Source organism: Terrabacter sp. RAF57 (genome assembly GCF_052113925.1).
GTDB lineage: Bacteria > Actinomycetota > Actinomycetes > Actinomycetales > Dermatophilaceae > Terrabacter.
In genome coordinates, this window is the sequence record NZ_JBFRDT010000017.1 from 39,201 (window position 1) to 50,843 (window position 11,643).

The 11,643-nt window shown below is 72.8% G+C and carries 10 protein-coding genes; 8 read left to right on the forward strand and 2 right to left on the reverse strand.

Going from position 1 to position 11,643, the window contains the following annotated elements; translation table 11 throughout:
* Positions 1–6 precede the first annotated feature (6 nt).
* On the reverse strand, positions 7–1,887 hold the full coding sequence (locus AB4Y83_RS17575; RefSeq protein WP_442297654.1) for a glycosyltransferase family protein: 1,881 nt from the start codon (positions 1,885–1,887) through the stop codon (positions 7–9).
* Between the two features lie 79 nt (positions 1,888–1,966).
* On the opposite strand from AB4Y83_RS17575, the gene AB4Y83_RS17580 reads away from it, so the two are divergent.
* The 8 genes from AB4Y83_RS17580 to AB4Y83_RS17615 are packed head-to-tail and all read left to right on the forward strand — an operon-like array spanning position 1,967 to position 10,812.
* Positions 1,967–3,802, forward strand: a complete 1,836-nt coding sequence (locus AB4Y83_RS17580) for a glycosyltransferase family 4 protein (protein ID WP_442297655.1) — start codon at positions 1,967–1,969, stop codon at positions 3,800–3,802.
* Positions 3,799–4,722: an ABC transporter permease gene (locus AB4Y83_RS17585; RefSeq protein WP_442297656.1), complete on the forward strand. Its 924-nt coding sequence runs from the start codon at positions 3,799–3,801 to the stop codon at positions 4,720–4,722. The genes AB4Y83_RS17580 and AB4Y83_RS17585 overlap by 4 nt, the downstream gene beginning before the upstream one ends.
* Before the next feature lies 1 nt (position 4,723).
* On the forward strand, positions 4,724–5,503 hold the full coding sequence (locus tag AB4Y83_RS17590) for an ABC transporter ATP-binding protein (RefSeq protein WP_442276734.1): 780 nt from the start codon (positions 4,724–4,726) through the stop codon (positions 5,501–5,503).
* Positions 5,500–6,711 (forward strand): glycosyltransferase, encoded by a 1,212-nt coding sequence (locus AB4Y83_RS17595; RefSeq protein ID WP_442297657.1) that lies wholly within the window; start codon positions 5,500–5,502, stop codon positions 6,709–6,711. The genes AB4Y83_RS17590 and AB4Y83_RS17595 overlap by 4 nt, the downstream gene beginning before the upstream one ends.
* A 19-nt stretch (positions 6,712–6,730) precedes the next feature.
* On the forward strand, positions 6,731–7,990 hold the full coding sequence (wecC, locus tag AB4Y83_RS17600; RefSeq protein WP_442276736.1) for a UDP-N-acetyl-D-mannosamine dehydrogenase: 1,260 nt from the start codon (positions 6,731–6,733) through the stop codon (positions 7,988–7,990).
* A 13-nt stretch (positions 7,991–8,003) separates the two neighbouring features.
* Positions 8,004–9,233: a non-hydrolyzing UDP-N-acetylglucosamine 2-epimerase gene (gene wecB, locus AB4Y83_RS17605; protein ID WP_442297658.1), complete on the forward strand. Its 1,230-nt coding sequence runs from the start codon at positions 8,004–8,006 to the stop codon at positions 9,231–9,233.
* Entirely contained in the window at positions 9,226–10,512 is a 1,287-nt protein-coding gene (locus AB4Y83_RS17610) for a nucleotide sugar dehydrogenase (protein ID WP_442297659.1), read from the forward strand. Before wecB ends, AB4Y83_RS17610 begins: the two co-directional genes overlap by 8 nt.
* A 21-nt stretch (positions 10,513–10,533) precedes the next feature.
* Complete coding sequence (locus AB4Y83_RS17615; RefSeq protein ID WP_442297660.1) at positions 10,534–10,812, forward strand: hypothetical protein; 279 nt, start codon at positions 10,534–10,536, stop codon at positions 10,810–10,812.
* A gap of 6 nt (positions 10,813–10,818) precedes the next feature.
* Here AB4Y83_RS17615 and AB4Y83_RS17620 read toward each other — a convergent pair whose 3' ends face one another.
* Entirely contained in the window at positions 10,819–11,592 is a 774-nt protein-coding gene (locus AB4Y83_RS17620; protein WP_442276739.1) for an isocitrate lyase/PEP mutase family protein, read from the reverse strand.
* Positions 11,593–11,643 lie beyond the last annotated feature (51 nt).

Genomic DNA, 11,643 nt, shown 5'->3' on the forward strand with positions numbered 1-11,643 from the left:
GGGTCCTCAGACGGTGACGTGGACGGTGGGGTCGCCGTGGAAGGCGAGCACCCCACGGCGGGAGAGCAGCTCGACGTCCGAGATCGGCCACGTGTGACCGTCCGGCGTCGACGCGCGCACCGACACGAAGTTGAAGCGGTCCGTCGAGTAGACGCGGCCGCCCTCGGCGCGCACCTTGTCGAGGAACGTCGTGTCGACCCGCCGCGGGAGGTCCTCGAACCGCAGCCGCGCGGCGAGGTCGCGCTCGAGGAGCAGGGTGCCGCCCTGGACGAGGTCGACGTAGCGGTGCTCGGCGTCGGGGAAGCGCAGCAGGGTCGCGCCCGTCGCGGTGAGGTGCGCGTAGTGCGCCCACTTCCCGACGACGGCCGCGTCGGTGTAGTCGAAGGCGCGGACGAGGTCGCGGAGGTAGTGCGCGGCGTAGACGTTGTCGTCGTCCATCTTGGCGACGTAGCGCCCGGACGCGGCGTCGACGCCGGCGTTCATGCACGCGCCAAGGGTGTCGGTGGAGGGACGCGCGACGACGACGACGCGGGTCGGGTCGAGGCCGGCGGCCTCGGCGCGACGACGCAGCTCCTCGCCACCCACCTCGAACCCGTGCGTGACGAGGACGAGCTCGGTCTCAGCATGGGCCTGGGCCGCGACGAAGCCCAGCACGTGGTCGACCTGGCCGGGACGCATCGTCGGGACGACCGCCGAGACGCCGAGGTCGCGGGCCGGCGTCTCGAGACCGACGGCGGCCAGCACGGTGTCGATGCGGTGACCGTAGGTGTGGGCGTCGAGCACCCGGCGGTGGGCGCGCAGCCCGAGCCGGTCGCGGTAGTCCTCGTGCTGGAGGAGGGCCCGCAGCTCGCGCGTCGTCTCCTCGGCGCTGCGGGTGACGCGGACCGTGTCGCCGAAGAAGGGCTCGACCGAGGCGGCCGGACCGGACAGCACCGGCGTCTGCGCGGCGGACAGCTCGAAGAGCCGCCGGGCGCACATCGTCGGCGACTCGGTGACGGAGTTGACGTTGAGGAAGACCTTGTAGGCCGTGTAGGCACCGAGCATGCGACGGTACGGCAGGCTCCCGACGAGCGCTCCGGCATACGTCCTCGGGAACTGGTAGCGCGGGTCGCGACCGGCGAGCCGGGAGAAGACCTCGAGCCCGAGCGGCAGGGCGGGCTCGAGGACGTAGGCCATCTGTGCCCGGCGCTCGTCGTGCTTGTCGGTGAAGTAGCTCCCGGCGAAGGCGACCTCACGGGTGCGGCCGGCGCCGTGCCGCACCGGCGTGTGGATGCGTGGTTGGGCACCGAAGGGCAGCAGGCCGATCCGGGTGTGGCCGAGGTCGCGCTCGTAGTCCGGGATGCGGCCCGCGTCGACGGTGAAGACGTGGTCGAAGAGGCGGGCCGTCTCGACGAAGAGGTCGTAGTTGGGCGGGTCCTCCTTGTTCCAGAAGACCGTCGGGACGCCCGTCGAGCGGCAGTGATCGACGAGCGCGCGCAGCTCCGGTGACGGTCCGGCCTCGCTCGTCATGGCGAGGCGCCACGTGCCCCCGTTGCCCGCCCACGCCGACTCGACGAAGAGGACGTCGACCGGCCGGGCCGCGAGCTGGTCGCGCCAGTCCTGCGGCGTGACGCAGACCTGGGTCCACTCGTAGCCGAGCGCGAGCTGCGAGAAGTCGTCGAGGACCACCGCCGCGACGACCTCCGGACGCGCCACGGGACCGCTGGGCATCTCCGGGCGCGGCACGTCGACACGCAGCCGGGCCGACCTCACCCGGGGCAGTCGGCGCTCGACCTCCTTGCGCACCTTGCGCGGAAGAGCTTGTCGCGCTTGAGGATCCCGCGCCGCCCGCACTGCTGCACTGCGGGCCCGGTCGAGGTCGGACAGCACTCGCTGCCGCGTGTTCACCACAAACTTCTCTCTCTGTTCGACTGACGTTCCGCCTGGGCCGGTCCGCCGTTGGGGGTGGGACTGCAACGTTCGGTGCGTGACCTCCAGACTCGGCGCCAGTGTGGCATCCGCGCTCGGCGCCCCCGGTCCACGCGATGCAACGGGGAGTCGAACAGTTGGTGACGTCCCGACCACGACGGCACTGCTCGTCGCCAACCTCCCCGTCGCCGCGTGCGTGGCCAGCTCCCACCTCGCCCGCAACCCGTGGCAGGCGGTGTGGGTCGGCGCCCGGGTGCTCCCCGCCGGCGCGCAGCGCGAGCTGAGCCGGCGCAGTCGCGGACCGCTGTCGGTCATCGCCGCCGCGGCCTCCGGACAGCGCGAGCTCGCTCGCCGCCGTCTCGCGGACGAGCTGCGTGGCGCGGGTCCCCGGCGGGCACAGCACCTCCTCGCGGCCGCGGCCGCGACGGGCCAGCTGGCCGGGATCGACGGCGCCACAGGCGGTTTCACGCAGGCCACGACGGGCTCCTCCGCCGCCTACCTCGCCCACGCCGCCGGTGACGTCACCGGTGCGCAGCGCGCCCTCGACGGCCTGCGCAACCCTGCCGCCAGAGCGCACCGACGCTGGCTGGCCGGCGAGCGCTCCGTCCTGACGGGCGCGGCCCTCGACGGACTACCCACGACGACCGACGGCCCGCACCGCGCTCCGGCCACGGCGACCCGCACCTCCGTCGTCCACGTCGTCACGAACTCGCTGCCCGAGGTGCAGGCCGGCTACACGGTGCGCACGCAGGGCCTCGTCGCCGCCCAGCGCGCCGCCGGGATCGACGCGCACGTGTGCACCCCGCCGGGCTTCCCCGTCGCCCAGGGACACCTCGGCGCGGCGCCGTTCACGACGCTCGCAGGCGTGCCCTACCACCGTGACCTCGCGGCCGGGCGCCGTCTCGACCTCCCGGACCGGCACCTGGAGGCGTATGCCGTCACGGTCGCCGCGCTCGCCCGCGCCGTCGGTGCCGACGTCGTCCACGCGCACTCGAAGCACGTCAACGCGCAAGCCGCCCTGCTCGCCGGCCGACGCCTCGGGGTGCCCGTCGTCTACGAGGCCCGGGGGTTCCTCGAGGACACGTGGCGTACCCGCGGCGGCGACGCCGACAGCGACTTCTACCGGTGGACCCGCCGGACGGAGACGCGCTGCCTCTCGCTCGCCGACGCCGTCGTCACGCTGTCGCAGAGCATGCGCGAGGACGTCGTCGCGCGCGGCGTGGACCCGACGAGGGTCCACGTCGTCGGCAACTGCGTCCCCGATGCCCTGCTYGCCGACGTCGTCGACGGCGGACCCGTGCGTGAGGCCCTCGACATCCGCCCCACCGACGTCGTCATCGGCACGGTGTCGACGCTCAACGCGTACGAGGGCATCGACGTGCTCCTCGACGCGGGTGGCCTGCTCGACGACGCCCGGCTCGTCGTGCTCGTCGTCGGGGACGGTCCGGCCCACGAACGCCTCACCCGTCGCGCTGCCGAGCTGCGCCGGTCGGGCACGCGGACGCGCTTCGTCCTCACCGGACGGGTGCCGCACAGCCGCACCCACGAGCACCACGCGGCCATCGACGTCTTCTGCGTCCCCCGCCGGGCCACCCCGGTCACGACCCTCGTGCCGCCCCTCAAGCCCGTCGAGGCGATGGCGCTCGGACGTCCCGTCGTCGTCACCGACCTCCCGCCGCTGCGCGAGCTCGTCGGCCCCGACCGCGGACTCGTCGTCGAGGGCGCGGACCCGCAGCTGCTCGCGCAGGCGCTGGGCGAGCTCGTCGCCGACCCCGACCGGCGGCACCGGCTCGGGGCGAGCGGACGCGACCACGTCGCGAAGGAGCGGACGTGGTCGGTGGCCGCGGCTGCATACGGACAGGTCTACGAGCAGGTGGAGGCGGTGGCGCCATGACGATCGGGAGCGGCAGCGTGGTGGAGAGCGTCGAGGCGCCGGAGGCACGGACCGAGCCGGTCCGGCTCACCGCCGAGGAGGCGGCCGCGCTGGCGCGCAGTGCCGGCCTGGAGGAGCTCGGCGTCCGACCCGGTCTCGTCGGCTACGCCCGCGAGGTCTGGAGCTACCGCCACCTCGTCTGGCACCTGTCGTCGGCGCAGGCCTGGGCGACGAACCAGAACAACTACCTCGGCCAGCTCTGGGCGGTGCTCAACCCGCTGCTCCTCGTCGGGTCGTACTACCTGATCTTCGGCCTGCTGCTCAAGACGCGCGGCGGGACGTCGAACTACATCGCGTTCCTCACCATCGGCATCTTCGTCTTCGGCTACTCCGCGAGCGCCATCATCGCCGGATCGCGGGCCGTCGTCGGGCAGATCGGGCTGGTGCGCGCATTGCGCTTCCCCCGGGCCGTGCTGCCCATCTCGGTGACGCTGACGCAGTTCCTCGTCAACGTCCCGGCGTTCGCCGTGCTCATGGTCATGATCCCGCTGACGGGAGAGCCGTTCTCGCCGCATTGGCTGCTGTTCCCCGTCGCGCTCGTCTTCCAGAGCCTCATCAACCTCGGCCTCGCGTTCTACCTCGCCCGCGTCGTCAACACGGCCCGCGACTCGGCCAACCTCGTGCCCGTCGGCGTGCGTCTCGCCCGCTACGTCTCGGGCGTCTTCTTCTCGATCCCGCACTACGCGGGACTCGGCCTGCTCAGCGCGCTCCTGCTCTACCAGCCGCTCGCCGTCAGCATGACGACCGCGCGCGAGGCCCTGATGGACCAGTACCCGCTGACGTGGGGCAGCTGGGTCGCTGCCGCGGCCTGGGGCGTCGCGCTCAGCGTGACGGGGATCGTCTTCTTCTGGCGCGGGGAGGGTCGCTATGGGAGCAACTGACGTGGCTGACACGACGAAACCGAGCGTCGTCTGCTCGGGGCTCGACATCGTCTACACGGTCTTCGGCGCCAAGCAGAAGGGCACCGACACGGGCGGCGAGCTGCCTTTCGTCGAGCGGCTGCTGACGAAGCGGAACCCGGTCAGCTCGGTCCGCAAGGTGCACGCCGTCAAGGACGTCTCGTTCGTCGTCAACCACGGCGAGGCCGTCGGCATCATCGGTCGCAACGGGTCGGGCAAGAGCACGCTGCTGCGCGCCATCGCCGGGCTCATGCCCCCGACGAACGGACGCGTCTGGGCCTCCGGGCGACCGTCGCTCCTCGGCGTCAACGCCGTGCTGCTCACGGGCCTGACCGGCGCGAAGAACGTCATGATCGGCGGTCTCGCACTCGGCCTGACGCCCCGCCAGGTCCGTGAGCGCTACGACGACATCGTCGACTTCAGCGGCATCGGGGACTTCGTCAACCTGCCGATGAGCGCCTACTCGTCGGGCATGGGGGCGCGGCTGCGCTTCGCCATCTCGACGGCGGCCGCCCCCGACATCCTCATGATCGACGAGGCCCTCGCGACCGGGGACGCGGAGTTCCAGGCGCGCAGCCGCGACCGCATCGCCGAGATCCGCCGCGACGCGAGCACCGTCTTCCTCGTCAGCCACAGCAACGCCGCGATCCGCGAGTCCTGCGACCGCGTGTTGTGGATGGAGCAGGGACGGCTCGTCATGGACGGCCCCACGGACGAGGTCGTCCGGGCCTACGAGCAGTCCCACCGGAAGGCCCCGGCGTGAGCCCTCACCCCGCACCGCGACGCGACGGGGTCCTGCGCGCGCTCGTCGTCACGGTCGTGCACCACCCCGAGGACGCCCGCATCCGGCACCGCGAGATCGGCGCCCTCCTCGACGCCGGGGTGCAGGTCACGTATGCCGCCCCCTTCGTCGCGCACGGACTCGACCTCCCCGACGTGGCCGGCCTGCGCCCGGTCGACCTCCCGCACGCCACCGGGCGCTCGCGCGGCGAGGCCTTCCGGGCCGCCCGGCGGCTGCTGGCCCACGAGGCTCGCGACCACGACGTCGTGCTCGTCCACGACCCCGAGATCGTCGCTGCCGCAGCGGGTCTGCGTCTGGACAACCTCGTCTGGGACGTCCACGAGGACACCGCCGCCGCCATCGAGGCGAAGTCCTGGGTGCCGGCACGTGCCCGCTCCCCTCTCGCCAGCGCGGCCCGCGCCATCGAGYGGCACGCGGAACGTCGGCACGAGTTGATCCTCGCCGAGTACGCCTACGCCGACCGCTTCGAGCGGGAGCACGTCGTCGTGCCCAACACGGTGCGCGTCCCGGCCACGGCGACGGCGCCCGGCGCCTCGCGCGCCGTCTACCTCGGCTCGCTGACGATGGCCCGCGGCGCGGCGACCCTGCTCCAGACCGGGCGGCTGCTCACGGTCGCGACCCGGGGCGAGGTCAAGGTCGAGATCATCGGCGGCGCCCGCGACACCCGCACGGCCGACACCCTCGACTGGGGCGTCAAGTGCGGCCACGTCGTGCACCACGGCTTCGTGCCGAGCGCGCGGGCCCTCCCGATGCTCGACGGCGCGCTCGCCGGACTGTCGCTGCTCGAGGACCGCCCGAACTACCGCCACTCGATGCCGACCAAGGTCATCGAGTACATGGCCCACGGCCTGCCGGTCATCACGACGCCGCTGCCGCTCGCGGCCGACCTCGTCGAGCGATCCGGCTGCGGCGTCGTCGTGCCCTTCGACGACGCCGAGGCCACGGCCGCCGCCCTCATCGAGCTGGCGCGCGACCCCGAGCGGCGCGCGGCCCTGGGACGGGCCGGACACGCGTACGCCCGGGAGCACCACGACTGGAACGTCATCGGCCGCGACTTCGTGCGCCACGTCACCGACCTCGCCCAGCGCCACCGCGGCGCGGGCGAGCCCCGTGACATCGCCGAGCGACCCAGCACCTACGCCCACCCCGCCACCCACCAGCAGCACTGACAGCACAGGGAGATCCACCATGTTCGAGGACGGAATCGCCGTCATCGGCCTCGGCTACATCGGCCTGCCCACCTGCGCCGCCCTCACCCGCCACGGACTGCGGGTCACGGGCGTCGACGTCAACGAACGCACCGTCTCGGAGATCAACGCCGGACGCGTGCCCATCGTCGAGCCGAACCTCGACGTCGCGATCGCCTCGGCCGTCGCGGACGGCCTGCTCACGGCGACGACGACGATGCCGCACGCGTCCGTCTACCTCATCGCGGTGCCGACCCCGTTCATGGGCGACCACGAGCCCGACCTGCGGCACGTGCGCTCGGCGACCGAGGCGATCGCGCCGATGCTCCGTGGCGGGGAGGTCGTCATCCTCGAGTCGACGTCGCCTCCCGGGACGACCGAGCTGATCTCCGAGTGGATCTCGGACCTGCGCCCCGACCTCAAGCTGCCGCACCTGGGCGGCATCTCGGACGTGCACCTCGCACACTGCCCGGAGCGGGTCCTTCCCGGCCGGATCATGGTCGAGATCTTCTCCAACGACCGCATCGTCGGCGGTCTCTCGCCCGAGTGCGCGCTGCGCGCCGCGGAGGTCTACCGGCTCTTCGTCACCGGCGAGATCATCCTCACCGACGCGAAGTCCGCGGAGATGTCCAAGCTGACCGAGAACGCGTTCCGCGACGTCAACATCGCCTTCGCCAACGAGCTCGCCGAGATCTGCGAGCACATCGGCCTCGACGTCTGGGAGGTCATCTCGATGGCCAACCACCACCCCCGGGTCAACATCCTCCAGCCCGGCCCCGGCGTCGGCGGGCACTGCATCGCCGTCGACCCGTGGTTCATCGTGTCGGCGGCCCCCGAGCAGGCGCGGATCATCCGAGCCGCCCGGGAGACCAACGACGCCCGCCCGGGCACCGTCATCCGGAAGGTGTCCGACGCGCTCGTGGCCGCCGGCCGCGGGGACGGGCAGGGCGCGACGGTGGCCTGCCTCGGTCTCGCGTTCAAGGCCGACATCGACGACCTGCGCGAGTCGCCGGCCCTGCTCATCACCGAGACCCTCGCCGCCGAGCTCCCCGGCACCCGGGTCCTCGCCGTCGAGCCGCACGTCGGCGCATTGCCCCCGGCCCTGGCCGCCCTGCCGAACGTCGAGCTGGCCGCGACCGGACAGGCCATCGACGAGGCGGACGTCGTCGTCCTCCTCGTCGACCACGCCGCCTTCCGGTCCATCAGCCTCGGCGACCTCCGCGGTCGCGAGCTCGTCGACACCCGCGGCCTCTGGCGCTGAAGGAGATCAGGACATGAGCACTGCACTGCCCACGGCCCGACACCGCGTCATGACCGTCTACGGGACCCGACCCGAGGCGATCAAGATGGCCCCGCTCGTGGCGGCCCTCGAGGCCGACGAACGCATCGAGCCGGTCGTGGCCGTGACCGGCCAGCACCGCGAGATGCTCGACCAGGTCAACGCGCTCTTCGGGATCCGTCCGGCCCACGACCTCGACCTCATGGCCCCGGGGGCGACGCTCGCCGAGATCACGGCCCGCACGGTCCTCGCCACCTCGGCCCTGCTGCGGGAGACCCGCCCCGACGTCGTCGTCGTCCAGGGCGACACGACGACGGTGCTCGCGACGGGGCTGGCCGCCTTCTACGAGCACATCCCCGTCGTGCACCTCGAGGCGGGCCTACGCACGGGTGACGTGCGCTCGCCCTTCCCCGAGGAGGCCAACCGGCGCCTCACCGCGCCGCTCGCCGACCTGCACCTCGCCCCGACGGCGACGTCCAGGGCGAACCTCGTGCGCGAGTCGATCGACGCGAGCCGCGTGCCCGTCACCGGCAACACCGTCATCGACGCGCTCCAGTGGACGACCGCCCAGCCCGTCGAGTTCGTGGACCCTCGGGTGGCCGAGGCCGTCGAGGACGCGGCGGGTGGGCGCGACCTGCTCCTCGTCACCTCCCACCGCCGTGAGTCGTGGGGTCCCCGGATGGTCGAGACGATGACGGCGATCCGCGACCTCGCGCTCGACCGGCCCGACCTGCAGGTCCTCCTGCCGATGCACCGCAACCCGATCGTCCGCGACGTCATCGAGCCGCTTCTCGGGTCGCTCGACAACGTGCTGCTCACCGAGCCGCTCGACTACCACCAGTTCGCGCACGCCCTCGCCGGCACGACCGTCGTCCTCACCGACTCGGGCGGCGTGCAGGAGGAGGCCCCGAGCCTCGGCAAGCCGGTGCTCGTCATGCGCGACACGACCGAGCGGCCCGAGGCCGTCGAGGCCGGGACGGTCCGCCTCGTCGGCACCGACGGCGCGACGATCCGCGCCGCCGTCGAGGAGCTGCTCGACGACGCCGGCGCCTACGCCGCGATGGCGAACGCCGTGAACCCCTACGGCGACGGTCGGGCCGCCGAGCGGTCGGTCGCCGCCATCGCCGAGCTGCTCGGCCTCGGCCACCGGGCCCCGGACTTCGACCCGATCGAGTCCGCGCGGGAGGCTGTGACCGACAGCGACTCCCGACTGGTCCGTGTCTGACCGCCGACGCCACGACGTCGTCGTCGTGGGGCTCGGCTACGTCGGCCTCCCGCTCGCGCAGGCAGCGGTCGGCGCGGGCCTGTCCGTCGTCGGTCTCGACGCCAGCGCCGTCGTCGTGGCCTCCCTCGCGAACGGCCGCTCGCACGTCGACGACCTGACCGACGAGGACGTGACGAAGATGCTGGGCGCCGGCTTCGAGCCGACGACCGACCCGACCTGCCTCGCCGAGACCAGCGCGGTCGTCGTCTGCGTGCCGACGCCGTTGGGCGACGAGGGCGGCCCCGACCTCGCCGCCGTCCGGGCGGCCACGACCGACCTCTCCCGACACCTGACCCGCGACACGCTCGTCGTCCTCGAGTCGACGACCTACCCGGGCACGACCGACGAGGTGGTGCGCCCGATCCTCGAGACGTCGGGGCTGCGCGCCGGGGTGGACTTCGCCCTCGCCTTCTCGCCGGAGCGCGTCGACCCGGGCAACACGGCATACGGCATCGGCAACACCCCGAAGGTCGTCGGCGGGCACACGCCCGCGTGCACTGAGGCGGCCTGCGCCTTCTACTCACGCTTCGTCGACACCGTCGTGCCGACACGGGGCACCCGCGAGGCCGAGACGGCCAAGCTGCTCGAGAACACCTACCGCCACATCAACATCGCGCTCGTCAACGAGATGGCGCGCTTCTGCCACGACCTCGACATCGACCTGTGGGAGGTCATCGCGGCAGCGCGGACGAAACCCTTCGGCTTCCAGGCGTTCTACCCGGGCCCGGGCGTCGGCGGCCACTGCATCCCGATCGACCCGAACTACCTCTCGCACAACGTGCGCACGCGGCTCGGCTACCCCTTCCGCTTCGTCGAGCTCGCCCAGGAGATCAACGCCTCGATGCCGGCCTACGTGGCGCGCCGGGTGCAGGACGCACTCAACGAGGACGGCAAGGCGCTGCGCGGGGCGCAGGTGCTGCTGCTCGGCGTGACGTACAAGGCCGACATCGCCGACCAGCGCGAGTCGCCCGCCGTCCCCGTCGCCCGACGCCTCCTCGAGCAGGGGGCACGCCTGTCGTTCCACGACCCCCTCATCGAACACTGGGACGAGCTGGAGCCCGAGCTCGGGGGTGCCGCCGTCTCGGTGCCGCACCTCGAGGCCGCCGTCGCCGACGCCGACCTCGTCGTGCTGCTGCAGCGCCACCGGGACTACGACGTGGACGCGCTCGCGCGGGCGTCGCGCCGCTTCCTCGACACCCGCGGCGTCGTCACACCCAGCGAGCACGCTGAGCGTCTCTGACGCCTCCTCCGTTGCGGCGCAATGGTCCCGGGCCCCACGACGGTCCGGCGTCCTTGGCTCGGGCGACGTATCGACACGACGGCGACCTCCACGCCCCCGACGACGACCGCCTCGCCCACCTCGACGCTGCCGCCGACCTGCATCACCTCGAGCAACTACGACCACGTCGTGGCCGGGCGGGCCTACCAGTCGGCTGGTTACGCGTACGCCCTCGGCTCGAACCAGAACCTCGGGCTCGACAACACCTTCTACACGGCCACGCTCAAGCAGTCCTCCCCCGGCTACTGGGAGAGGTGCTGAGCGGGCTCAGTTGAGCTTGCGGGTGCCCTCGGGCAGCACGCCACCGGCGTAGACGTCCTCGGCGAGCCGGGCCAGAGCGGTCAGGGCGACGTTCTGGCTCCACGGCCCGTAGGACACGCGGGCGACGCCGAGGCGCTGCAGGGTCGCGAGGTCGAGGGAGCCCGGGACGGCGATGACGGTGAGCTTCTGCGGCCCCAGCTCCTCGACGAGCCGGCTCACGGTCGGTTCGTCGAGCTTGCCGGGGACGAAGAACGTCGAGGCGCCGGCGTCGAGATAGGCGCGGCCCCGCTCCACGGCGTCGGTGAGCACGTCGGCCGGGTCGCGGTCGCCGGCCTTGACGTAGGCGTCGGTGCGGGCGTTGAGGACGAAGGGGATGCCGGCCCGCTCACCGGCGGCGACGGCAGCCTCGACGGCCCGGACGGCGTCCGGCAGCGCCTTCATCTGGTCCTCGAGGTTGGCGCCGACGATGCCGACGTCGATGGCGCGGGCCACCGTCTCGCCCGCGTCGCCGTAGCCGGCCTCGAGGTCGGCCGTGACCGGCAGGTCGACGGCGGCGGCGATGCGGCCGACGGCCTCGATCATGAGATCGCGCGGGATCTGCTCGCCGTCGGGGTAGCCGTAGGACGCTGCGATCGAGTGGCTCGCCGTGGCGAGCGCCTTCGTGCCGGGGGTGTCGGCGACGACGCGGGCCGTGATGACGTCCCAGACGTTGACGACGAGCAGCAGCTCGGGGTCGCGGTGCAGGCGCTGGAGCTCCTGGGCCTTGGCAGCGGTGTCCATCTCGGGTCCTCTCGGTCGTGGTGCTCGACGAGTTGGACGTACCCGGACGCG